This window comes from Streptomyces avidinii (genome assembly GCF_014650695.1).
In the GTDB taxonomy this organism is placed as follows: Bacteria; Actinomycetota; Actinomycetes; order Streptomycetales; family Streptomycetaceae; genus Streptomyces; species Streptomyces avidinii.
Map to the genome: position 1 here is coordinate 108,719 of NZ_BMVL01000010.1, position 21,527 is coordinate 130,245.

At 72.1% G+C, this 21,527-nt stretch carries 25 protein-coding genes; 12 read left to right on the plus strand and 13 right to left on the minus strand.

Annotation, left to right across the window (positions count from 1 at the left end):
- Positions 1-50 precede the first annotated feature (50 nt).
- Complete coding sequence (locus IE257_RS25190) at positions 51-668, plus strand: hypothetical protein (protein WP_189972215.1); 618 nt, start codon at positions 51-53, stop codon at positions 666-668.
- A 49-nt stretch (positions 669-717) separates the two neighbouring features.
- On the opposite strand, the gene IE257_RS25195 is transcribed toward IE257_RS25190, so the two are convergent.
- The gene (locus IE257_RS25195; RefSeq protein WP_030385883.1) at positions 718-1,380 is read right to left on the minus strand and encodes an O-methyltransferase; all 663 of its coding nucleotides are present in this window, start codon (positions 1,378-1,380) and stop codon (positions 718-720) included.
- A gap of 178 nt (positions 1,381-1,558) precedes the next feature.
- Here IE257_RS25195 and sigE point away from each other — a divergent pair, with 178 nt between their 5' ends.
- From sigE to IE257_RS25220, 5 genes are all read left to right on the plus strand, one after another.
- Positions 1,559-2,338 carry an RNA polymerase sigma factor SigE gene (gene sigE / locus IE257_RS25200; protein ID WP_189972216.1) on the plus strand — a complete coding sequence of 260 codons (780 nt, stop codon included), beginning with the start codon at positions 1,559-1,561 and terminating at the stop codon, positions 2,336-2,338.
- Positions 2,335-2,991: a zf-HC2 domain-containing protein gene (locus IE257_RS25205; RefSeq protein WP_189972217.1), complete on the plus strand. Its 657-nt coding sequence runs from the start codon at positions 2,335-2,337 to the stop codon at positions 2,989-2,991. Before sigE ends, IE257_RS25205 begins: the two co-directional genes overlap by 4 nt.
- A gap of 54 nt (positions 2,992-3,045) precedes the next feature.
- Positions 3,046-4,425 (plus strand): S1C family serine protease, encoded by a 1,380-nt coding sequence (locus IE257_RS25210; protein ID WP_189972218.1) that lies wholly within the window; start codon positions 3,046-3,048, stop codon positions 4,423-4,425.
- A 118-nt stretch (positions 4,426-4,543) separates the two neighbouring features.
- Positions 4,544-4,993 (plus strand): sec-independent translocase, encoded by a 450-nt coding sequence (locus IE257_RS25215; RefSeq protein ID WP_189972219.1) that lies wholly within the window; start codon positions 4,544-4,546, stop codon positions 4,991-4,993.
- 139 nt (positions 4,994-5,132) lie between these two features.
- Positions 5,133-5,861 carry a hypothetical protein gene (locus IE257_RS25220; RefSeq protein WP_189972220.1) on the plus strand — a complete coding sequence of 243 codons (729 nt, stop codon included), beginning with the start codon at positions 5,133-5,135 and terminating at the stop codon, positions 5,859-5,861.
- Positions 5,862-5,971: 110 nt separating this feature from the next.
- Here the strand turns inward: IE257_RS25220 and IE257_RS25225 are convergent, their stop codons facing one another.
- The 3 genes from IE257_RS25225 to IE257_RS25235 all read right to left on the minus strand — a co-directional run bounded on the left by IE257_RS25225 (position 5,972) and on the right by IE257_RS25235 (position 9,129).
- The gene (locus tag IE257_RS25225) at positions 5,972-7,132 is read right to left on the minus strand and encodes an Mrp/NBP35 family ATP-binding protein (protein ID WP_189972221.1); all 1,161 of its coding nucleotides are present in this window, start codon (positions 7,130-7,132) and stop codon (positions 5,972-5,974) included.
- Positions 7,133-7,175: 43 nt separating this feature from the next.
- Entirely contained in the window at positions 7,176-7,751 is a 576-nt protein-coding gene (locus IE257_RS25230; RefSeq protein ID WP_372453137.1) for a DUF1003 domain-containing protein, read from the minus strand.
- A gap of 106 nt (positions 7,752-7,857) precedes the next feature.
- Complete coding sequence (locus tag IE257_RS25235; protein WP_189972222.1) at positions 7,858-9,129, minus strand: magnesium transporter MgtE N-terminal domain-containing protein; 1,272 nt, start codon at positions 9,127-9,129, stop codon at positions 7,858-7,860.
- A 187-nt stretch (positions 9,130-9,316) separates the two neighbouring features.
- Between IE257_RS25235 and IE257_RS25240 the strand changes: the two genes are divergently transcribed.
- On the plus strand, positions 9,317-10,108 hold the full coding sequence (locus IE257_RS25240; protein WP_229920649.1) for a hypothetical protein: 792 nt from the start codon (positions 9,317-9,319) through the stop codon (positions 10,106-10,108).
- A gap of 2 nt (positions 10,109-10,110) precedes the next feature.
- Here the strand turns inward: IE257_RS25240 and IE257_RS25245 are convergent, their stop codons facing one another.
- Positions 10,111-10,626 carry a hypothetical protein gene (locus IE257_RS25245; RefSeq protein WP_189972223.1) on the minus strand — a complete coding sequence of 172 codons (516 nt, stop codon included), beginning with the start codon at positions 10,624-10,626 and terminating at the stop codon, positions 10,111-10,113.
- 58 nt (positions 10,627-10,684) lie between these two features.
- Positions 10,685-11,800, minus strand: coding sequence for a magnesium and cobalt transport protein CorA (locus IE257_RS25250; protein ID WP_189972224.1), 1,116 nt, complete (start codon positions 11,798-11,800; stop codon positions 10,685-10,687).
- A 390-nt stretch (positions 11,801-12,190) separates the two neighbouring features.
- Here IE257_RS25250 and IE257_RS25255 point away from each other — a divergent pair, with 390 nt between their 5' ends.
- The 4 genes from IE257_RS25255 (at position 12,191) to IE257_RS25270 (ending at position 15,086) form a co-directional block, all read left to right on the plus strand.
- Positions 12,191-12,775 (plus strand): suppressor of fused domain protein, encoded by a 585-nt coding sequence (locus tag IE257_RS25255; RefSeq protein ID WP_079406035.1) that lies wholly within the window; start codon positions 12,191-12,193, stop codon positions 12,773-12,775.
- A gap of 59 nt (positions 12,776-12,834) precedes the next feature.
- Positions 12,835-13,479, plus strand: a complete 645-nt coding sequence (locus tag IE257_RS25260) for a DUF6758 family protein (protein ID WP_189972225.1) — start codon at positions 12,835-12,837, stop codon at positions 13,477-13,479.
- A 62-nt stretch (positions 13,480-13,541) separates the two neighbouring features.
- On the plus strand, positions 13,542-14,405 hold the full coding sequence (locus IE257_RS25265) for a PHP domain-containing protein (RefSeq protein ID WP_189972226.1): 864 nt from the start codon (positions 13,542-13,544) through the stop codon (positions 14,403-14,405).
- A gap of 75 nt (positions 14,406-14,480) precedes the next feature.
- Positions 14,481-15,086 carry a MarC family protein gene (locus IE257_RS25270; RefSeq protein ID WP_189972227.1) on the plus strand — a complete coding sequence of 202 codons (606 nt, stop codon included), beginning with the start codon at positions 14,481-14,483 and terminating at the stop codon, positions 15,084-15,086.
- A 73-nt stretch (positions 15,087-15,159) separates the two neighbouring features.
- Here IE257_RS25270 and IE257_RS25275 read toward each other — a convergent pair whose 3' ends face one another.
- The 3 genes from IE257_RS25275 to IE257_RS25285 form a co-directional block, all read right to left on the minus strand.
- Positions 15,160-15,312 carry a DUF8834 family protein gene (locus IE257_RS25275; protein WP_189972228.1) on the minus strand — a complete coding sequence of 51 codons (153 nt, stop codon included), beginning with the start codon at positions 15,310-15,312 and terminating at the stop codon, positions 15,160-15,162.
- Between the two features lie 93 nt (positions 15,313-15,405).
- Positions 15,406-16,266, minus strand: a complete 861-nt coding sequence (locus IE257_RS25280) for an alpha/beta fold hydrolase (RefSeq protein ID WP_189972229.1) — start codon at positions 16,264-16,266, stop codon at positions 15,406-15,408.
- A 107-nt stretch (positions 16,267-16,373) separates the two neighbouring features.
- The gene (locus IE257_RS25285) at positions 16,374-18,317 is read right to left on the minus strand and encodes a DEAD/DEAH box helicase (RefSeq protein ID WP_229920650.1); all 1,944 of its coding nucleotides are present in this window, start codon (positions 18,315-18,317) and stop codon (positions 16,374-16,376) included.
- Positions 18,318-18,788: 471 nt separating this feature from the next.
- On the opposite strand from IE257_RS25285, the gene IE257_RS25290 reads away from it, so the two are divergent.
- On the plus strand, positions 18,789-19,547 hold the full coding sequence (locus tag IE257_RS25290) for a ferritin-like fold-containing protein (RefSeq protein WP_189972230.1): 759 nt from the start codon (positions 18,789-18,791) through the stop codon (positions 19,545-19,547).
- A 125-nt stretch (positions 19,548-19,672) separates the two neighbouring features.
- Here IE257_RS25290 and IE257_RS25295 read toward each other — a convergent pair whose 3' ends face one another.
- The 4 genes from IE257_RS25295 to IE257_RS25310 all read right to left on the minus strand — a co-directional run bounded on the left by IE257_RS25295 (position 19,673) and on the right by IE257_RS25310 (position 21,511).
- Positions 19,673-19,975: a hypothetical protein gene (locus tag IE257_RS25295; RefSeq protein WP_372453130.1), complete on the minus strand. Its 303-nt coding sequence runs from the start codon at positions 19,973-19,975 to the stop codon at positions 19,673-19,675.
- A 109-nt stretch (positions 19,976-20,084) separates the two neighbouring features.
- Positions 20,085-20,312 carry a DUF3107 domain-containing protein gene (locus IE257_RS25300; RefSeq protein ID WP_030011334.1) on the minus strand — a complete coding sequence of 76 codons (228 nt, stop codon included), beginning with the start codon at positions 20,310-20,312 and terminating at the stop codon, positions 20,085-20,087.
- Positions 20,313-20,473: 161 nt separating this feature from the next.
- Positions 20,474-21,112, minus strand: a complete 639-nt coding sequence (locus IE257_RS25305; protein WP_030385903.1) for a TetR/AcrR family transcriptional regulator — start codon at positions 21,110-21,112, stop codon at positions 20,474-20,476.
- 183 nt (positions 21,113-21,295) lie between these two features.
- Positions 21,296-21,511, minus strand: coding sequence for an Rv3202a family protein (locus IE257_RS25310; protein WP_052873867.1), 216 nt, complete (start codon positions 21,509-21,511; stop codon positions 21,296-21,298).
- Between the last annotated feature and the right edge of the window lie 16 nt (positions 21,512-21,527).

The following is a 21,527-nucleotide window of genomic DNA, read 5'->3' on the forward strand; positions in this document are numbered from 1 at the left end:
GGGCAGCGTTGTGTCGTCCTCCCCGGACCCGACCATTCCGGAGCCGTGCCGTGACCTTCGCGCCGCCCGCGCCTCCCGCCTTCGCCGACTGCACGCCCCGCCAGAAGGCCGCCCGGATCCTCTCCGACGTGCTGGCCCCGGCGAACCTGGTGGTCGCGCTGCTGCTGTTCGTCGGACGGCACAGCACCACGTCGTGGGCCGGGTTCGGCTGGGGTCTGTTCGCCGCCCTGTTCTGCGGGGTGGTCCCGATCGGGATCATCGCCCTGGGTGTCCGCCGGGGCGCGCTGACCGACCAGCACATACGGGTGCGGCGCCAGCGGGTCGTCCCGATGGTCCTGAGCCTGGTCTCCGTCGTTGCCGGGATCGCCCTCCTGCACGTCCTGGGCGCCCCCCGGGAGGTGTTCGCGCTCGTCGTCGCGATGCTGGTGGGCCTCGTGTCCTCGCTGCTGGTCACGGTCGTCTGGCAGATATCGATCCACATGTCGGTGGCGGGCGGCACCGTGATGATCCTGCTGCTCGTCCTCGGGGCCCCGGCGCTGCCCGCGGCCCTGGTCGCCGCCGCCGTGGGCTGGTCCCGGCTGGTGCTGAAGGCGCACACCCCGGCCCAGCTCCTCGCAGGCACCGCGCTCGGCGGCACGGCGGCCCTCACCTACGCCCTCCTGAGCTGATCCCGAGCCGGTGACGGGACCCGCGGGCGGGCCCGGGTGCTCCGCGGCGTCAGCGGCGCACGGCGCACAGCAGGCCGTCGCCCACCGGGAGCAGCGCGGCCTCCAGGGCGGGGCTCTCGCGGACGCTGCGCAGCAGCTCGCGGACGCGCAGCACCTCCACCGGCTGGGCCGCGGAGTCGACCGTACGGCCGTCGGAGAAGACCCCCTCGAAGCACACCAGTCCGCCGGGGCGCAGCAGCCGCAACGATTCGGCGAGGTAGTCGAGGGACTCGGAGGGGTCCCCGTCGCAGAAGACGAGGTCGTACCCGCCGTCGGCGAGCCGGGGGAGTACGTCCAGGGCGCGGCCCGGGATGAAGCGGGCGCGGTTGCCCGCGAAGCCTGCGGCGCGGAAGGCCTGGCGGGCGAAGGCCTGCCGGTCCGCCTCGGGATCCACGGTGGTCAGCACCCCGTCGGGGCGCATTCCGTGCAGGAGGTGAATGCCGGAGACGCCGGTTCCGGTGCCGATCTCGGCGACCGCCTTGGCGTCCGCGGTGGCGGCCAGCAGGCGCAGCGCGGCCCCGGTCCCGGGCGAGACGGACCTCAGGCCCGCTTCCCTGGACCGGTCGCGGGCCCATCGCAGAGCGTCGTCCTCGGCGACAAACGCGTCGGCGAACGCCCAGCTCGTCTGCCGGTTGCCGGTAATGACCCTCTCCTGTCCCCATAGTTGGCGCAACGGTGACTGTATCCGTTGACGTCGGGAACCCGCAGATGGGACCGGGCGTTGTGCAGGGTGGAAGCGGGATCAGAAGGGACGCCGCCGGGCAGATCGACGGCAGGGACCGCTCCTGGGCCTAAGTCTCGCGTAAAGATACTGCAAAAACGCTTATCCGGAGCTGACAGAGGGGGTGGCTATGGTAGGGACTCCGCTGGACACCACCAGAGCCGATAGGGGAGGTGCGGCTGCGCCTGTGGATCGTGGGGGCATATTGAGACGCCTCTTCTGGTCGGCCGGTGAGCCGAAATCCGTGACCTACATTGCTGACCGCTTCCACACCGCAGACACCGCAACCACCGCGAGCTTTGCCGCCGATGCGGGCTCCCAGGCGTGGACCCCCCCTTCGTGGGAGGAGATCGTCAGCACGCACAGCGCGCGGGTCTACCGCCTTGCCTACCGTCTTACGGGCAACCAGCACGACGCCGAGGATCTGACCCAGGAGGTCTTCGTCCGCGTCTTCCGCTCGCTGTCCACGTACACCCCGGGCACGTTCGAGGGCTGGCTGCACCGCATCACCACGAACCTGTTCCTGGACATGGTCCGCCGCAAGCAGCGGATCCGCTTCGACGCGCTCGGTGACGACGCCGCCGACCGGCTGCCGAGCCGTGAGCCGTCGCCCCAGCAGGTGCTGCACGACACGCACTTCGACGCGGACGTGCAGCAGGCGCTGGACACCCTCGCCCCCGAATTCCGCGCCGCCGTGGTGCTCTGTGACATCGAGGGCCTGTCGTACGAGGAGATCGCCGCGACGCTCGGCGTGAAGCTCGGCACCGTGCGCAGCCGTATCCACCGGGGCCGTTCCCACCTGCGCAAGGCGCTCAAGCACCGGTCCCCCGAGGCCCGCGCCGAGCAGCGCGCCCTGGCCGGGGTGGCGATGGGTGCCCCCGGCGCCGGGGGAGAGGGCGGAGCCGAGTGAGCGAAGTCAGTCCGTCCCCCGCCGAACAGCACCTGGGCGACCGGCTCGCCGCACTCGTCGACGGGGAGCTGAAGCACGACGCCCGCGAGCGGGTCCTGGCCCACCTGGCGACCTGTGCCAAGTGCAAGGCCGAGGCCGATGCCCAGCGCCGTCTGAAGACCATGTTCGTGGAGAGCGCGCCGCCGCCGCTGTCCGCCGGGCTGCTTGCGCGGCTGCAGGGACTGCCCGGTGGCGGTCTCGACGACCCGTCCGGCCCCGCCGGTCCGCCCGGCACCGCCGCGGGCGACCCGTTCGAGGCGTTCGCGTACGGGCTGCCGGTCGCCGCCCGTCCGCAGCAGCAGGAGGGTTTCCGTATCCACGAGGTGGGCCGTCCGCGCCGCCGGTTCGCCTTCGTGGCAGCCGGAGCCGTCTCGCTGGCCGCACTCGCGCTCGGCGGCTCACTGCCGCTGGAGGCGGACCAGAACCTCCGCGGGGACTCACCGGCCCCGGCCTCCCGGCCCGGTCCCGCCCTGCCCGTGACCGATGCGGGCGCCCGGGACCGCCTGCCCACCCCGGCGGCCGTCCCCAGCCTCATGTCGGCCGTCGCGACCCCGCTGCCGCCGCTCCGGCCCTCCCCGCAGACTCCGGCCCGTCCGGTCTCCCTGCTGCGCTGACGCGGGACCTGATTGAATCTGCGGCACATGCGCATAGGTACGCGGGGAGCGCCCATGGCCGACAGGCAGCAGACCGATCCGGCTCCGCAGTGGTGGAGCCGGCCCGAGGGGACGGCCGACGGCGGCCGTCGCGAGGGCGTTCCCGCGCCGCGGCCCGGAGCAGGGGACGAGGCGGGCGCCGACGGCGGCGTACCGGTCCAGGATGCGGCGCCCGCCCAGGACGCGGCGCCCGCCCAGGATGCGGCCCCCGCCCAGGACGCGGGGGACGCGGCCCGCCCGGTGCGGTACGACCCGTGGGCCGTGGAGCCCCTCCAGGTCGTGGACCGGGGCCGGGAGCCGCGCGGGATCCGGCTGTGGCAGGTGGTGGCCCTCGCAGTCGGGACGGCGCTGTTCGCCGGCGGGATCGGCGGCTACCTCGGCGTGCTCGCCGAGCGGCAGAGCAGCACCCGGCTGGAGCTGCCCCAGGCGGCCGCCGCAGACAAGGGCCGGGCCCCCGAGAGCGTCGCCGGGATCGCCGCCACCGCCCTGCCCGGGGTGGTGACCCTGCACGTGCGGGGCGCGAAGGGCAGCGGCACGGGTACCGGCTTCGTGCTCGACCAGCAGGGCCACATCCTGACCAACAACCACGTGGTCGCCGACTCCAAGGAGATAGCGGTCACCTTCAGCACCGGCGAGAGCGTCACCGCCGAGCTGGTCGGCCGCGACTCCGGCTACGACCTGGCCGTGGTCAAGGTCAGCGGGGTGCGCGGGCTCCAGCCGCTGAGCCTGGGGAACTCCGAGAACGTGAAGGTCGGCGACCCGGTGGTGGCCATCGGCGCGCCGTTCGACCTCTCCAACACCGTCACCGCCGGCATCATCAGCGCCACCGGCCGGCCCGTCACGGCAGGCGGCGACAAGGGGGACGGCAGCGACATCAGCTATGTCGACGCACTGCAGACGGACGCCCCCATCAACCCGGGGAACTCCGGCGGTCCCCTCCTCGACTCCAAGGCCCACGTGGTCGGCATCAACAGCGCGATCCGTGGGGCCGACAAGGACGACCCCACCCGGCAGGGCGGCTCCATCGGCCTCGGCTTCGCCATCCCCATCAACCAGGGCAAGCGTGTCGCCGAGGAGCTCATCCGCACCGGCCGCGCCACGCACCCCGTCATCGGGGTCACCCTCGACATGGACTACACGGGCGACGGAGCCCGGGTCGGGGACAAGGGCGAGGACGGCAAGCCGTCCGTGGTCGCCGGCGGGCCGGGCGCGCGCGCCGGGATCAGGGCCGGGGACGTGATCACCAAGGTCGACGGCCAGCGGGTACGCGGCGGTGACGAGCTGATCATCAAGATCCGGGCCCACCGCCCGGGCGACCCGCTGACCCTCACGGTGCTCCGCGACGGCCGCGAAAGCACACTGAAAGTGGTCCTCGGATCGGCGAACGGCTCATGATCCTGTCATGACGGCCGGGTGAAACCGCGGCGGAGGCGGTACGTAGGTATGGGCCCGTGGACAACGGCGGGTACCGTGTGTCGGGGCCCGAAGTGATAGAGAGTCGAGGAGCGGCAAGGTGTTCAACGACATAGGCGCACTCGAACTTGTCACGATCGTGGTGCTCGGCATTCTCGTCTTCGGACCGGACAAGCTGCCCAAGGTCATTCAGGACGTCACGGGCTTCATCCGGAAGATCCGTGCGTTCTCGGACAGTGCGAAGCATGACATCCGCTCCGAACTCGGCCCCGAATTCAAGGATTTCGAATTCGAGGACCTCAATCCGAAGACCTTCATCCGCAAGCAGCTGACCGAGAACGAGGACCTCAAGGAGATCCGCAGCAGCTTCGATCTCCGCAAGGAGCTGAACGACGTCTCGGATGCCGTCAAGAGCTCGGCTGCCGACGGCGATCCGGCCTCCCCGGCGGCCGCCGCCGCCACGCCCGCCGTGACCGGCCCGGACCTGCTGAAGAAGCCCGCCGCACCCGCCGTGGACCAGCGCTCGCGCTTCGACGCCGACGCCACCTGACGCGCGGCCTGCCCGGCGATCCGCGGTCGGATGGCTATCCTCCATCTGTCCGGATGGCAGGACGCCCGAGGGAGGGGGTCCCCCCAGCGCAGCGAGGGGGAGGGCCGTTCCGGACCCCACGGAACGAGAGGCCGCCCAGATGGAGACGACGAGCAGCAGCCGGGTAGGGGCGCAGACCGCGGAGGCCCTCGCCCCCGCCGCACCCGCCCAGGAGCCGGATACCGGCCCAGAGAGTCATACGCAGCCACAGGAGGCCGCCGCGCCCGTACCGGCGGCCCGCCGGACGGCCGACGGGTTCCTGGCCGCAGACTTCCCCTGGTACGGGCTGGACGGGGCCTTCACCGGCCCCCGCTGGCTCATGCAGGTGGCCGTAGCCGCCGACGGCACCGTGGAGCACGGCTCCACCGGCCACGGGGACGAGCCCTCCGCCCGGGGCGAGATCGCCACCGGCGAGAAGGAGCGCTTCGCGGTGGTCATCACCGTGGCGAGCAACCCGCTGCGCCGCAGCGGGGACGGCACCGGCGTGCTGGAGGCCACCTCGGTCGCCTCGGCGGCCTGGCTGGCCGGCTCCGGGCTGCTGGCGTACAGCTGGCCCGGACAGATGGACCACTCGCTGCGCGACGACTGGCTTGACCAGCAGACCGAGGCCGCCTGGGAGCTGGCGGACGACCTGGCCGGTGAGGACTGGTCCACGCTGTCGCTGCCGGTGGACGGGGAGCCGACGCCGTTCCACTACCGCGAGTCGGAGTTCGGGTGGGTGCTGGCCGGATCCACCGGGAGCGGCGTCCACCTGGGTGCGTACGGCCGCGGCATGAGCGCGTACGGGCTCGGCTTCGCCGCGATCGCGGACCTCGGTGCGTACGAGTGACCAGTGGCCAGTGACGAGTGACCCGTGGCGGGTAGCGACGGGACCGGTACACCGGTACGCGGAAGGGCGCCGCTCGGCGAGCGGCGCCCTTCCGCGTGGTGCGGGACCGGTCAGAACTTGTTGCGCGGGGTGATGCCCAGGGACATGCCCGAGAGGCCGCGCGCACGGCCGCCCAGCTTGCCCGCGATCGCGCGCAGGGCCGCGCCGGCCGGGGAGTCCGGGTCGGACAGGACCACGGGCTTGCCCTCGTCGCCGCCCTCGCGCAGCCGGACGTCGATCGGGATCGAGCCCAGTACGGGCACCGTCGCGCCGACCGTCTTGGTCAGCCCGTCGGCGACCTTCTGGCCACCGCCCGAGCCGAAGACGTCCACCATCTCGTCGCAGTGCGGGCACGGCAGGCCCGACATGTTCTCCACGACGCCGACGATCTTCTGGTGGGTCTGCACGGCGATCGAGCCGGCCCGCTCCGCGACCTCGGCCGCGGCCTGCTGCGGGGTGGTGACGACGAGGATCTCGGCGTTCGGCACCAGCTGGGCCACGGAGATCGCGATGTCACCCGTACCCGGCGGGAGGTCGAGGAGCAGCACGTCCAGGTCGCCCCAGAACACGTCGGCCAGGAACTGCTGGAGCGCACGGTGCAGCATGGGACCGCGCCACACCACCGGGGCGTTGCCCGGGGTGAACATGCCGATGGAGATGACCTTCACGCCGTGCGCCGACGGCGGCATGATCATGTTCTCGACCTGGGTCGGACGCCCGTCCACACCCAGCATGCGGGGCACGCTGTGGCCGTAGATGTCCGCGTCGACCACGCCGACCTTCAGGCCGTCCGCCGCCATCGCCGCGGCCAGGTTCACCGTGACGGAGGACTTGCCGACGCCGCCCTTGCCGGACGCGACCGCGTACACACGGGTCAGCGAGCCCGGCTTGGCGAAGGGCACCTCCCGCTCGGCGGTACCGCCGCGCAGCGTGGCCGCCAGGTCCTTGCGCTGCTCGTCGCTCATCACGTCCAGGGTGACGGCGACGGAGGTGACGCCGGCGACCTTCTCGACGGCCTCGGTGACGTTCTTCGTGATGGTCTCGCGCATGGGGCAGCCCGACACCGTGAGGTAGACCGTGACGGCGACGGCGCCGCCCTCGCCGATCTCCACCGATTTGACCATGCCGAGCTCGGTGATCGGCCGGTGGATCTCGGGGTCGTTCACCGTCGCCAGCGCGTCCAGGATCGCGTCCTGCTCAGGCACGGCGGCGGAGCTTGTGTCGGTAGCCATGTACCCGATGGTACGGCTCGGTAGCAGGCCGCAGGTAAGCCTCTCAGCGGTCGCCTTCGTCACGTTCGGCGGGGAATAGACGCCGCTCGTCCATCTCCTTGATCAGGTCCTGGAACTCGGACCTGATCCAGTCGCGCGTGGCGACCTCGCCCAGGCCCATCCGCAGGGCGGCGATCTCCCGGGTCAGGTACTCCGTGTCGGCGATGGACCGCTCGTTCTGCTTGCGGTCCTGCTCGTGCGTGACCCGGTCGCGGTCGTCCTGCCGGTTTTGCGCGAGCAGGATCAGCGGAGCCGCGTAGGAGGCCTGCAGCGACAGCATCAGCGTCAGGAAGATGAACGGGTACGGGTCGAACCGCAGGCCGTCCGGCGCGAAGATGTTCCACAGCACCCAGACGATGATGACCAGGGTCATCCAGACGATGAACCGGCCGGTGCCCAGGAAGCGCGCCACGCGCTCCGACAGCCGCCCGAAGGCCTCCGGGTCGTACTCGGGCAGCAGCGACCGGCGCGGTGCGCGCGGCTGGTCCAGGCGCACCCGCGAGCGCGTCAGCGCGCTCGACCCGGTGCCCGACGACTTCCCCGCTCGCTCGCCGGAACGTTCCGCCGCGTCCGCCGCCAGCCCGTGCTCGCGCGCCTGAACCCGCGCCTGTTCGCGCCGCTCCCGGATCTGCTCGCGGCGCCGCTCGCGCGCCTGCTCGCCGCGCCCCCGGTCGAAGCGTCCTCGTTCAGCGGCCACCGACGGCCTCCTCGGAATGGAAGTCCGTCTCCCGCCAGTCGTCCGGCAGCAGGTGGTCCAGCACGTCGTCGACGGTGACCGCGCCCAGCAGCGAGCCGCTCTCGTCGACGACCGGCACCGCCACCATGTTGTAGGCGGCGAGGTGCGTGGTGACCGCGGGCAGCGAGGCGTTCGGCCGCAGCGGCGGCAGGTCCGTGTCCACGATGGAGCTGACCAGCGTGAACGGGGGGTCGCGCAGCAACCGCTGGAAGTGCACCGTGCCCAGGTACTTGCCCGTCGGCGTCTCGTCCGGCGGCCGGCACACGTACACCTGCGCCGCCAGCGCCGGCGACAGGTCCGCCTGCCGTACGCGGGCCAGCGCGTCCGCGACCGTCGCGTCGGGCCGCAGCACGATCGGCTCCGTGGTCATCAGGCCGCCGGCGGTGTTCTCCTCGTAGGACAGCAGGCGGCGCACATCGGCCGCGTCGTCCGGCTGCATCAGCGTCAGCAGCCGTTCCTTGTCGTCCTCGGGCAGCTCGGACAGCAGGTCGGCCGCGTCGTCGGGGTCCATCGCCTCCAGGACGTCGGCGGCGCGCTCCTCCTTCAGCTTGCCGAGGATCTCCACCTGCTCGTCCTCGGGCAGCTCCTCCAGCACGTCCGCGAGCCGGTCGTCGTCGAGGGCGTTGGCCACCTCGGCGCGCCGCTTCGGCGTCAGGTGGTGCAGGACGTTCGCCACGTCCGCCGGGCGCATCTGCTCGAAGGTGGCGACCAGGTTCTCGGCGCCCTGGCCGTGCTCCTCCAGCGAGAAGCCGGTCACCGCCGACCACTCCACCGTCAGGGTCTCGCCGCGCCGGCGCAGCGCCCCCGACTTGCCCTTCCGTACGAAGATCCGGTCGATCTCCCAGTCCCGGCGGGCCGGCAGCTGCTGGATGGCCACGTCCAGGACGGTGACCTCCTCGCTGCTCGCGACCAGCGTCACCCGCCGGTCCAGCAGCTCGCCCAGGACCAGGCGTTCGGTGGGGCGCTGCTCGAAGCGCCGCATGTTGACGACACCGGTGGTGATGACCTGCCCGGACTCCACGCCGGTGACCCGGGTCATCGGCAGGAAGATCCGCCGCCGGCTGACGACCTCGACCACCAGGCCCAGCAGCCGCGGCGGACGGCCGCCGACCCGGAGCATCGCCACGAGGTCGCGGACCCGGCCGACCTGGTCGCCGTTGGGGTCGAAGACGGGCACACCCGACAGATGCGAAACGAAGATCCGCGGGGCGCCTGCAGCCATCCGAGCGCCTCCTAGTGCGTCGATCAAGAGTCGTGCCGTGCCTCAGGCTAGCCCGTGCCGCGGCCAAGCGTCCTGGTGGGGCGGTCCGCCCGGGGGCCGGTGCACTCCGGGGCGCGGTCGCGGGGCGAAGCGTACGGGCGGGTACGCTGCCTGCTGCTCGCAGACGACCGACGAGAGGCACCTACCCGTGACCGCCTACTTCCCTGCCGCGCGGCTGCGCCGGGCCGCCTTCATCGGTGCGCTGTGCGCAGGCCTCGCCGTCACCGGTACGGGCTGCGGGGACGATCCCGACGAGGGCACGAACGGCGTCGGCAAGCTCTCCGCCGACAAGATCGAGGCGAAGGCGAAGGCGGCCGCCACGGAGGCCGACTCGGTGCACCTGTCCGGCACCCTGGTCAGCGGCGGCAAGTCCTTCACGCTCGACATGCGGCTGAAGGCGGACGGCGGCTCCGGCGAGGTGAAGTCGAAGGACGACACCTTCCAGCTGCTGCGGGTGGGGGAGCAGCTGTACCTGAAGGCGAGCGCGGCGTTCTGGGGCCAGTCCGACTCGGCCGGCAAGCTCGGCGACAAGTACGTGAAGGTGCCCGAGGGCGACCCCTCGTACAAGCAGTTCCGCGGCTTCACCGACATGGACGTGCTGCTGGACGGGCTGCTCGGGCTGGAGGGGAAGCTCGCCAAGGGCTCGTACACCAAGGTCGGGCACACCCGCGCCGTCCAGGTCACCGCGAACGAGGGCAAGGGCGGAAAGCTCTCGGTCTCGCTGGAGGGGACCCCGTACCCGTTGATGATGGAGCGGGCGGGCGGCGCCGGCCGGGTGGAACTCGCGGAGTGGGGCAAAACCTTCCCGCTGGAGGCGCCCGCGCAGGACCAGACGGTCGACTACGGGTCCCAGCTGCCCACGACCAAGGACCAGGGCGGCGACTCCGCCCCGGCCCCCTCGAAGGGCTCCGGCCAGGGCGCGAACCCGACCAAGCCCTAGGGTCAGCCCCGGGCGGCCTTCTTCCGCTTCAGCAGCAGCTTCGGCAGGCCCGCCGGGATCGCCCGGCGCGTCGTCGCCGGGGACGGCAGCGGGGTCGCGACCAGCGAGCCGTCCGGCAGCCGGTCCCGGACCGACTCCGGTTCCAGCCGCAGCAGCCGGCACTCCCGCGCCCACCGCTCGGTCATGTTCTCCGAGTCGGGCGCGTTCAGCCGTTTGCCCTTGAGCTCGGCGACCGCCGCCGCCCACTCCTCGCTGCGGGGCGCGATCTCCCGCACCGTCGCCGTCCAGGCCACCAGCCGGCCGCCCTTGTCCTTGCTCCGTACGGTCACCTCGGCGGTCGCGCCGTCCGCCAGCCCCGGGAACGGCTGCTCGCCGGGCCCGTCGCCCAGCACGTGGGCCGCGCCCTCCACCCAGGCGTGCCACAGGGCGCGGTCGGCCCCGCCGCCGCGCACCCAGATCAGGCCGGACTTCTTGGTGGCCTCCTCGACGAGGGCGAGGTCGAGCGTGCTGAGAGTCATGCCGACAGCGTAGGGGGTCGCTCCCCGCGCGCGAGCGGGCGTCCGGGACGGGCCCGGGTCACAGCCACCCGTGGCGGCGCAGCGCGCGGTGGATGGTGAAGCAGGAGGCGGCGATCGCGGCCATCACCATCGGATAGCCGTAGCGCCAGTGGAGTTCGGGCATGTGCTCGAAGTTCATGCCGTACACCCCGCAGATCATCGTCGGCACGGCGATGATCGCCGCCCAGGAAGTGATCTTGCGCATGTCCTCGTTCTGGGCGACCGTCGCCTGCGCGAGATTGGCCTGGAGGATCGAGTTCAGCAGTTCGTCGAAGCCGACCACCTGCTCGTGCACCCGCGCCAGGTGGTCGGCGACGTCCCGGAAGTACTTCTGGATGTCCGGGTCGACCAGTCGCATCGGTCGCTCGCTCAGCAGCTCCATCGGCCGCAGCAGCGGTGATACCGCCCGCTTGAACTCCAGGACCTCGCGCTTGAGCTGGTAGATGCGGCCCGCGTCACCGCCGCGCGCACTGCCCTTGGCGGGCGCCGCGAACACCTCGCTCTCCACCTCGTCGATGTCGTCCTGCACCGCCGCGGCGACCGCGATGTAGCCGTCGACGACGTGGTCGGCGAGGGAGTGCAGGACCGCCGAGGGGCCCTTGGCGAGGAGGTCCGGGTCGTCCTGGAGGCGGTGGCGCAGCCCCTTGAGGGACCCCTGCCCGCCGTGCCGGACGGTGATGACGAAGTCGGGGCCGGTGAAGCACATCACCTCGCCGGTCTCCACCACCTCGCTGGTGGCGGTCAGTTCGGCGTGGTCGACGTAGTGGATCGTCTTGAAGACGGTGAAGAGGGTGTCGTCGTAGCGCTCCAGCTTCGGCCGCTGGTGCGCGTGCACCGCGTCCTCCACGGCCAGCGGGTGCAGTCCGAAGGTGGCTGCGATCCCGGCGAACTCCGCCTCGGTCGGCTCGTGCAGGCCGATCCAGGCGAATCCGCCGTCCTCGCGGACCCGGCGGATCGCCTCACGGGGCGTCAGACACGCCGGACCCAGTACGCGCCTGCCGCCCCGGTACACGGCGCAGTCGACCACCGCGCTGCTCGCCGAGGGGTCGCGGGTGGCGTCGTAGCCGGGCTGTACGGGGGTGGCCCTGCGCAGGGACGGACGAACGGCCGCACGCAGGTAGGGCAGCATCGACATGGCAGGCTCCTTCTCGCGCACGGCTGCGGACCGTACGGGTGGGAGACCCTCCACCGCGGGCGGGCAGGCCCAGGCAGGGGGAGGGAACAGGACGGGAGGACAACGTTCTGCCGTCGCTCTTCTACTGATCAGCGGATCAGGGGGATCGAGCGGATCAAAGGGGGCGGGATGCGCCCGTCACAGAAGTGGAAGAGCGATTGGTACTGCACGATCGACTTCGGTCCACCGCAGCCCCACCTCCTCCGGCCGGTCCCCCGTGAGGGACGTCCTGTATCCGGGGCGCTGAGACACCGCTTCTGCGTGCGGCCCCGAACAGCTGTCAACACTATCAGCCGACGGATGGTCAAGACCCGCCCTTTACCCGGCTGATACGAGTTCTATGCTCGCTTCATGGCAGAAATTCTGGCTCTTGTGGAGGCCCGGCTGCGGACGGCGTTCGGTGAACCCGACGCCCGAGCCGCCGTCACCTTCCTGGGCACCGACCGCATCGAGGTACTCCGTTTCGCCGAGGGCGACCTCGTGCGGTACGCGACCCTGGGGATGTCCGCCCATCCGATGACCGATCCGACCGCCGTGGTCGCCGACCCCGTACGGGGCCCGCGCGCCGAGTTGGTGCTGACCGTACGGGCCGGGCTGGCGGCCACCGACAAACTCCTGCGGCCGCTCGCGGTGCTGGCCGCCTCCCCCCAGGTCGAGGGGCTGATCGTGGCCCCCGGCGCCTCGCTGGACGTGGGCGAGCCGCTCTGGGACGGGGCCCCCTTCAGCTCGGTGCTCGTGGCGGAACCGGGCGGTCTGGTCGAGGACCTGGAACTCGACGAGCCCATGGACCCGGTGCACTTCCTGCCGCTGCTGCCGATGACGGCGAACGAGGCGGCCTGGAAGCGCGTGCACGGGGCCGCCGCCCTCCAGGAGCGCTGGCTCGCGCGCGGGACCGACCTGAGAGACCCTGTGCGTACCGCTGTCGCACTGGACTGACAGCCCGGACGGGTGAGCTGCCTTGACGGGGGGCCGGGCGGGGAGGAGCGTGGCTTCCTATGAGGGGTGAACCAAGTTGCCCGAAGTGCGGCGGCCGGGTCAGGGCGCCCGGACTCTTCTCCGACTCCTGGCAGTGCGCGGTGCACGGCGCCGTCCACCCCCTGCAACCCGTCATCCCGCCGAGCGTCGAAGGCCTGAGCGTGGTGGCGCACCGGGCCCGGGTGCCCGTGTGGATGCCCTGGCCGCTGCCGGTGGGGTGGCTGTTCACGGGCGTCGCGTCCGCCGGTGACGACCGCAGCGGCGGCCGGGCGACGGCGGTGGCCTGTTCCGGTCCCGGCCCGCTGGGCGGCATCGGCGAGCTGCTGCTGATCGCGGAGGAGCTGGGCGTGGGCCTCGGCGCGCGGTACGCGGGCATCGACGGCCCGGATCCCGGCTCGTCCATCGACGTGTCGGCGCCGCCCCACGCCAAGGTGGTCGCCGCCGGCCGCCCGACACCGCTGTGGCACGTCAAGGGCGGCCCCGACGACCGGGCCGTCTTCGCCGGTGAGGCGCGCGGCCTGTGGCTATGGGCGATCGTCTGGCCGGAGCAGTCCGGCCTCCTGATGTACGACGAGCTCGTCCTCACCGACCTGCGCGACGCGGGCGCCGAGGTCGAGCTCCTTCCGTGCGGGGCCCTGAGCCCGCGCATCCTGGGCCCTGCCTGAGGGGCCCCTTCGCCCGGTTATCCTGGAGTGTCCCCCGTTCGTGCGACCCATGGAGCCAGGCTGTGCGCATCGACCTGCACGCCCACTCCACGGCCTCCGACGGTACGGACACCCCCGCCGAGCTGGTGCGCAATGCCGCCGGCGCGGGGCTGGACGTGGTGGCGCTGACCGACCACGACACCGTGCGCGGACACGGCGAGGCCCTCGCGGCCCTGCCCGCCGGGCTGACGCTGGTGACCGGGGCCGAACTCTCCTGCCGCCTCGACGGGGTCGGCGTGCACATGCTCGCGTACCTCTTCGACCCCGAGGAGCCCGAGTTCGCCCGGGAGCGGGAGCTCGTCCGCGACGACCGCACCCCGCGCGCCCGGACCATGGTCGGCAAGCTCCAGGGCCTCGGCGTCGACGTCACCTGGGAGCAGGTGGCCCGGATCGCCGGCGACGGCTCGGTCGGGCGGCCGCACATCGCCACCGCCCTCGTCGAACTGGGCGTCGTACGCACCGTCTCGGACGCCTTCACGCCGGACTGGCTGGCCGACGGAGGCCGCGCGTACGCCGAGAAGCACGAGCTCGACCCCTTCGAGGCCGTACGCCTGGTCAAGGCGGCCGGTGGTGTCACCGTCCTCGCCCACCCCGCCGCCGTCAAGCGCGGCCGCTGCGTGTCCGAGTCGGCGCTGGCCGACCTGGCCGGCGTGGGTCTGGACGGCATCGAGGTGGACCACATGGACCACGACGGCGACACCCGCGCTCGGCTGCGCGGCCTGGCGGCCGAGCTCGGCCTGCTGGCCACCGGGTCCAGCGACTACCACGGCAGCCGCAAGACCTGCCGCCTCGGCGAGTTCACGACCGACCCCGAGATCTACGGCGAGATCACGCGCCGCGCCACCGGGGCCTTCCCGGTGCCGGGCGCCGGCGGACGCGAGCGCTGACCGGCCGGATCCGGCCCGCTCCACCCGTCCCCCCTTCTTCCTTCGCGACACCCCTCTCTCCTGCAAGGCATCACTGTGTTTGATTTCGCCGTCTTCGGATCCCTTTTTCTCACGCTTTTCGTGATTATGGACCCCCCGGGGATCACGCCGATCTTCCTCGCCCTGACCTCCGGCCGCCCCGTCAAGGTGCAGCGCCGCATGGCCTGGCAGGCCGTCTGCGTGGCCTTCGGCGTCATCGCCGTCTTCGGTCTCTGCGGCCAGCAGATCCTGGACTACCTGCACGTCTCCGTTCCGGCGCTGATGATCGCCGGCGGTCTGCTGCTCCTGCTCATCGCGCTGGACCTGCTCACCGGCAAGACCGACGAGCCGAAGCAGACCAAGGACGTCAACGTCGCCCTGGTTCCGCTGGGCATGCCGCTGCTCGCCGGACCCGGTGCGATCGTGTCCGTCATCCTGGCCGTGCAGAAGGCGGACGGCGCCGCCGGGCAGGTCTCGGTCTGGGCCGCGATCGCCGCCATGCACGTCGTGCTGTGGATCACGATGCGCTACTCGCTCGTGATCATCCGGGTCATCAAGGACGGCGGTGTCGTCCTCGTCACCCGGCTCGCGGGCATGATGCTCTCGGCGATCGCCGTCCAGCAGATCATCAACGGCGTGCTCCAGGTCGTCCGGGGCAGCTGACGCCCCGGCCGCTCATGCGAACGCCCCCGCACCGGGATCGGTGCGGGGGCGCGAACGTTTTTCGTGCGGTGCGTCAGCAGGACGCACTCTCGGCCGGTCGGATCAGGATGCGCTGGCCGACGGCTGCGGCCTGCTGCACGATCCGGTTGACGGAGGCCGCGTCGACGACGGTGCTGTCCAGGGCGGACCCGTCGACGTCGTCAAGGCGCAGAATCTCGAAGCGCATGGGGCTTCTCCCTTCGTCAGTGTTTCTCCTTGCACTGGGTCAACGAAGTGTAGGCCGCAATCATTCCCTACGCTAAGGAAATTTTTTGACTCCCTAACTACACGCTCTGCAGGAGTCCCAGAACGAGGCCAGCGCACGGGCCGTCGTGGCCGGATCCTCGGCGTTCGGGGAGTGGTCCGTCCCCGGCACGATCACCCGCCGCGCACCCAGCCGCCGGGCCGTCTCGTCCAGCAGCGGCACCGGCCAGGCCTGGTCCACCGCCCCGGACAGCACCAGCTTCGGCAGGTCGACCCGGCTCAGCTCCGCGATCCGGTCGGGTTCGCAGATCAGCGTCCGGCCGGTGGCGATCAGCTGCTCGGGGACGGTGGCCAGCCACCGCTCGCGCAGGAAGTCCGCGAGCTCGGGGGAGTCCGCGACCGCGTCCTCGGGATCGTGGGCCCGCATCGCCGCCCAGATCCCGGGCATGTCGTCGCCCATCGCCTCCAGTGCGGCCACCAGCAGCTTCGTCCGGGACTGCTGCTCCTCGGAGATCGCGGCCGGCCCGCTGCTCATCAGGGTCAGCGATGCGAACGGAGAGCGATCGCGCAGCACGGCGGCGCGCGAGATCAGCCCGCCGAGCGAGTGACCGACCAGGTGCACGCGGTCCCCGCCCAGCGCGCGGACCTGCGCGAGGACGTCCCGCGCCAGCTCCTCCAGGGCGTACGGGGCCTCCTCGCGCGGGCCCGGGGTCTCGTGCTGGCCGCGGCCGTCCACGGCGACGACCCGGTATCCGGCGGTGGCCAGCGGCTCCAGGAGACCGATGAAGTCCTCCTTGCTGCCCGTGAAGCCGGGGACCAGCAGGGCGGTGCCCCGGACCGGCTCACCGGCTTCGTGCACGGCGAAGGAGCCGCGGTCGGTGTCGAGGCGGTACGCGCGGGCGGCGGCGGGCAGGGTCAGGCGCGGCGGCTTGCTCATGGCCCGAGGTTACCGGCCCGTACGGAGCCGGGCACGGCCCGGGCAGGCCGATGGCCCCGGCCCCCTCGAAAGGGGACCGGGGCCATCGGCTCGGTACTGCGTGAGGCCTACGCCTCGGGCGCGGCGGCCGCGACCTTGCGGGTACGGGTCCGCTTCGGCTTGGCCGGGGCCTCCTCGGTCGCGGTGGCGGCCTCGGCGACCGCAGCGGCCTCCGGGGCGGCCGCTGCGACCTTGCGGGTGCGGGTGCGCTTCGGCTTGACCGCAGCCTCCTCCGCGACCGCGACGGCCTCGGCGACGACCGGAGCGGCCTCCGCGACCTTGCGGGTGCGGGTCCGCTTCGGCTTGACCGGAGCCTCCTCGGCGACCGGGGCGACCTCGGCGACCGGGATCACCGCGACGGACGCGACGGCAGGGGCGGACTTGCGGGTGGGCGTGCGCCGGGCCCTGACGGGCTCGACCAGCGGCGGCATCTGGAAGTCCGGCTCCGGGGCGGTCTCGACGACCTTGCGGGTGCGGACGCGCTTCGGCCTGGCCGGAGCCTCCTCGGCCACCGGGGCGGCCTCGGCGGCCGGGGCCGGAGCCTCGGCGACCGGCGCGGCCACGGGGGTCTGCGTCGGCACCGCAGCCACGCGGGTGCGGCGGCGGCGCGGACGGCGCGGCTCGTCGGCGGCCGGGGCCGCGGGGGCCTCGGGAGCCTGGACCGGGGTCACCGCGGCGGTGGCCTCGGCGCCCTCGGCGAGCTCGGATCCGCCCCGCGTACGGCGGCGCTGGCGCGGCGTACGGGTACGGGCCGGACGCTCCTCGGTCACCACGGCGGCAGCCGCCGGGCCGGAGCGGCCGCCACGGCCACCGCGGCCGCCGGTCTCGCCCAGGTCCTCCAGGTTCTCGGCCTTCAGGCCGGCCCGCGTGCGCTCGGCGCGCGGCAGGATGCCCTTGGTGCCGGCCGGGATGTTCAGCTGCTCGAACAGGTGCGGCGACGTGGAGTACGTCTCGACCGGGTCGTGGAAGTCCAGCTCCAGCGCCTTGTTGATCAGCTGCCAGCGCGGGATGTCGTCCCAGTCGACCAGGGTGACGGCGATGCCCTTGTTGCCCGCGCGGCCGGTGCGGCCCACGCGGTGCAGGAAGGTCTTCTCGTCCTCCGGCGTCTGGTAGTTGATGACGTGGGTCACACCCTCGACATCGATGCCGCGCGCGGCGACGTCCGTGCACACCAGCACGTCGACCTTGCCGTTGCGGAACGCGCGCAGCGCCTGCTCGCGCGCACCCTGGCCCAGGTCGCCGTGGACGGCGCCCGAGGCGAAGCCGCGCTTCTCCAGCTGCTCGGCGATGTCGGCCGCCGTGCGCTTGGTACGGCAGAAGATCATGGCCAGGCCACGGCCCTCGGCCTGCAGGATGCGGGAGACGAGCTCCGGCTTGTCCATGTTGTGCGCACGGAAGACGTGCTGCGTGGTGTTGGCGACGGTCGCGCCCTCGCCGTCCTCGGAGACGGCGCGGATGTGGGTCGGCTGCGTCATGTAGCGGCGGGCCAGGCCGATGACCGCACCCGGCATGGTCGCCGAGAACAGCATCGTCTGACGCTTCGCGGGCAGGTAGGCCATGATCTTCTCGACGTCGGGCAGGAAGCCCAGGTCGAGCATCTCGTCGGCCTCGTCCAGGACGAGGGCCTTGACGTGCGAGAGGTCGAGCTTCTTCTGCCCGGCCAGGTCGAGCAGGCGGCCCGGGGTGCCGACGATGATGTCGACGCCCTTCTTGAGCGCCTCGACCTGGGGCTCGTACGCGCGGCCGCCGTATATGGCGAGGACGCGGACGTTGCGGACCTTGCCCGCGGTCAGGAGGTCGTTGGTGACCTGGGTGCACAGCTCGCGGGTCGGAACCACCACGAGGGCCTGCGGGGCGTCGGTCAGCTGCGCGGGGGTGGCGCGGCCGGCCTCGACGTCCGCCGGGACGACGACCCGCTCCAGCAGGGGAAGGCCGAAACCGAGCGTCTTGCCGGTGCCGGTCTTGGCCTGGCCGATGACGTCCGTGCCGGAGAGGGCGACGGGGAGGGTCATCTCCTGGATCGGGAAGGGGGACACAATGCCGACGGCCTCAAGGGCTTCGGCCGTCTCGGGAAAGACCCCGAGGTCTCGGAACGTAGTCAGGGTGCTGCCTCTTCTGTGAGACGCGGCGCGAGGCGGCGAGGGGGGTCGTACCGTGCTGTGCTTGCAGTACTGCTACGTACGAAGCTGCGCGGGACCACTAGCCTTCGCTCAGGCGCATCTGCCGCTGAGGGGGCCCCTCGTGGGAGGCGGTACGCATGAACGTACGCACCACACCGAGGGCGGTCGGTTGGAGCCGATCGGGCCACCGACCGGGCATCCTTATTCGGATGGCCCGCCGAAAATTCGGCAGGCGCATTACCACTGTACCCCGGAATCGCGCAGGTGTGTCGGGTGAATTCACCGGGTAGGCGCGTTTGGCTGGACAGGCAAGGATCCGGCGTGGTGCCTTGGAGGCCCATTCGGCGGGCTATTGTGCGGAGCATGTCGACCGTAGAAAACGCCTCGCCCGCCGACGACAGCGCCCCCACCGAAGCCGTGGGTATCGCCGCCCAGGACTGGGCCGCCGCCTCTGCCTCGCCGCAGTACCGGGCGGCCGTCGTGGACCTCCTCGGCGCGCTCGCGTACGGAGAGCTCGCGGCCTTCGAGCGCCTCGCGGAGGACGCGAAGCTCGCGCCCACCCTGGACGACAAGGCGGAGCTCGCCGCGATGGCCTCCGCCGAGTTCCACCACTTCGAGCGGCTGCGGGACCGGCTCGCGGCGATCGAGGTCGAGCCCACCGCCGCCATGGAGCCCTTCGCGAAGGGCGTGGACGACTTCCACCGCCAGACCGCGCCGTCGGACTGGCTGGAGGGCCTGGTCAAGGCCTACGTCGGTGACTCCATCGCCAGTGACTTCTACCGTGAGGTCGCCTCGCACCTGGACAACGACACCCGCGCGCTCGTGCTCGGCGTGCTCGACGACACCGGCCACGGCAACTTCGCCGTCGAGAAGGTGCGCGCCGCGATCGAGGCGGACCCGCGCTGCGGCGGCCGGCTCGCGCTGTGGGCCCGCCGGCTGATGGGGGAGGCCCTCTCCCAGGCCCAGCGCGTGGTCGCCGAGCGCGACGCGCTCTCGACCATGCTGGTCGGCGGCGTCGACGGGATGGCGGCGGGCTTCGACCTGGCGGCCGTCGGCGAGATGTTCACCCGGATCACCAAGGCGCACACCAAGCGGATGGCGGCCCTCGGCCTCGCCGCCTGACGCACGGTCCCTGCGGCTCCGTACCGCTCGATACGTCGGCCCCGGCGCGCTGTGTGCGTGCCGGGGCCGACGTACGTGGTTCGGGGGCGGGATCAGGGGGCAGGGGGCAGGGTCAGGGATCCCGGTCAGCCCCGCGACGGGAGCGAAAACGGAGTCCTGTGGGACTGCCTGCGGGGCCCTGCGGCCGGACGGAGCAGCAGCGACAGCACCACGGCCGACACCAGCACGCCACCGATGAGGGTCGCGGTCAGGGTGTTGTGCCCGGGGCCCAGCGCGAAGTGGGTGAGATACGCCCCGAACAGCGCTCCCAGCACCCCGCTGACCAGCACCACTCTGACGGAAGGCAACCGGCTCGCGAGCACTCGGGCGGCCGTCGCGGACAGGGCGAGGCCCAACAGAGCGGAGCCGAGCACTTCCAGCAGCAGCATCAGGTCTCTCCCATACGTCAGGGCAAACCGGGTCACTGCGGTCCTACCCGAAGCGGAAGAAACAGAAACGGCCCGGTGGGATCAACCACCGGGCCGTTTCCAACAGTTCTCAGAGCGCGCCGAAGCCGACCTTGCGCACGCTCGGCTCGCCCAGGTCGACATACGACAGGCGGTCGGACGGCACCAGGACCTTGCGGCCCTTGTTGTCGGTGAGGCTCAGGAGCGGCGCGGTGCCGGACAGCGCGGCGGTGACGATGCTCTCCAGCTCCTCGGCGCTCAGGTCGCTCTCCAGCACGATCTCCCGGGGTGCGTGCTGCACGCCGATCTTGACCTCCACGGCTTTGTCCCTCCGACGATCCGTTCGCGCGATCAGCCGCGCCGTACGCGGTCCACATTAGCCCGGAGAGGGGACGCCGACCGCGCAGAGCGGACACGCTCGCAGCGAACAGCCGCCGCAGCGGCCGGCGGAGACCGCCGGCGCTGCCGCGATCCGGTCCGTCAGGACTCGGTGCCGTGCAGCGGGAAGCCGGCGATGCCGCGCCAGGCCAGGGAGGTCAGCAGGCCGACCGCCGTGTCGCGGGCGACCGGGCTCTCGCTGGAGAGCCAGTAGCGGGCCACGACCTGCGAGACCCCGCCCAGGCCCACGGCCAGCAGCATCGACTCGTCCTTGGACAGGCCGGTGTCCTCGGCGATGACGTCGGAGATGGCCTCGGCGCACTGGAGGGAGACCCGGTCGACGCGCTCGCGCACGGCCGGCTCGTTCGTCAGGTCGGACTCGAAGACCAGCCGGAAGGCGCCGCCCTCCTCCTCCACGTACGCGAAGTAGGCGTCCATGGTGGCCGCCACGCGCAGTTTGTTGTCCGTCGTCGACGCGAGGGCGGTGCGCACGGCCAGCAGCAGGGCCTCGCAGTGCTGGTCCAGCAGCGCCAGGTACAGGTCGAGCTTGCCGGGGAAGTGCTGGTACAGCACCGGCTTGCTCACGCCGGCCCGCTCGGCGATGTCGTCCATCGCCGCCGCGTGGTACCCCTGCGCGACGAAAACTTCCTGGGCCGCGCCCAGGAGCTGGTTGCGCCGGGCTCGGCGCGGCAGTCGCGTGCCCCGCGGACGCGCTGCCTCGGTCTGCTCGATGGCTGTCACGCCGCCTCCCACTTTCTCTTAGAACACAGTGCGCTCTGCGCCGCGCGGCCATCGTACTTTTCGGTAACCGAATCTGGAGGGTTCAAGCCGAGTTTTCTCGCGGTACGGACGGCCCGGAGGCGCTGGTCAGCGGTTTGATCAGCAGTTTGGTCGATGCTCGGTCGGCGCTCGGTCGACCGGGGGTCAGCGGTAGTCGTCCTCGTCCAGTGGCACCACCCGAGCCTGCTCGGCAGCATCGCCGTCCGTGGCCTCGCCCGCCGCGCCGGCCGTGATCGGGTCGTCCTCGTCCGGCCGGAGTTCGGCCAGCTGCTCCGCCACATCCGCCTCGGGCGCCTCAGGATCGAGGGTTTCCGGAAACTGCTCCCGGAAGGTGTCCGGCTCCGCAGGGTCGACAGTCATGCCGCTCCCCTCGCTT

Excerpts from the sequence above, each read along its gene's own strand:
- IE257_RS25295 (WP_372453130.1), bottom strand. The coding sequence starts at position 19,975 with ATGCTGCTGCTGGAAGTGCTCGGCTCCGCTCTGTTGGGCCTCGCCCTG.
- IE257_RS25220 (WP_189972220.1), top strand. The coding sequence starts at position 5,133 with ATGGAGACGACGAGCAGCAGCCGGGTAGGGGCGCAGACCGCGGAGGCC.
- IE257_RS25285 (WP_229920650.1), bottom strand. The coding sequence starts at position 18,317 with ATGACCCTCCCCGTCGCCCTCTCCGGCACGGACGTCATCGGCCAGGCC.
- IE257_RS25310 (WP_052873867.1), bottom strand. The coding sequence starts at position 21,511 with ATGACTGTCGACCCTGCGGAGCCGGACACCTTCCGGGAGCAGTTTCCG.
- IE257_RS25280 (WP_189972229.1), bottom strand. The coding sequence starts at position 16,266 with ATGAGCAAGCCGCCGCGCCTGACCCTGCCCGCCGCCGCCCGCGCGTAC.
- IE257_RS25235 (WP_189972222.1), bottom strand. The coding sequence starts at position 9,129 with ATGGCTGCAGGCGCCCCGCGGATCTTCGTTTCGCATCTGTCGGGTGTG.
- IE257_RS25245 (WP_189972223.1), bottom strand. The coding sequence starts at position 10,626 with ATGACTCTCAGCACGCTCGACCTCGCCCTCGTCGAGGAGGCCACCAAG.
- sigE (WP_189972216.1), top strand. The coding sequence starts at position 1,559 with ATGGTAGGGACTCCGCTGGACACCACCAGAGCCGATAGGGGAGGTGCG.
- IE257_RS25260 (WP_189972225.1), top strand. The coding sequence starts at position 12,835 with ATGAGGGGTGAACCAAGTTGCCCGAAGTGCGGCGGCCGGGTCAGGGCG.
- IE257_RS25210 (WP_189972218.1), top strand. The coding sequence starts at position 3,046 with ATGGCCGACAGGCAGCAGACCGATCCGGCTCCGCAGTGGTGGAGCCGG.
- IE257_RS25275 (WP_189972228.1), bottom strand. The coding sequence starts at position 15,312 with ATGCGCTTCGAGATTCTGCGCCTTGACGACGTCGACGGGTCCGCCCTG.
- IE257_RS25250 (WP_189972224.1), bottom strand. The coding sequence starts at position 11,800 with ATGTCGATGCTGCCCTACCTGCGTGCGGCCGTTCGTCCGTCCCTGCGC.
- IE257_RS25255 (WP_079406035.1), top strand. The coding sequence starts at position 12,191 with ATGGCAGAAATTCTGGCTCTTGTGGAGGCCCGGCTGCGGACGGCGTTC.
- IE257_RS25225 (WP_189972221.1), bottom strand. The coding sequence starts at position 7,132 with ATGGCTACCGACACAAGCTCCGCCGCCGTGCCTGAGCAGGACGCGATC.
- IE257_RS25290 (WP_189972230.1), top strand. The coding sequence starts at position 18,789 with ATGTCGACCGTAGAAAACGCCTCGCCCGCCGACGACAGCGCCCCCACC.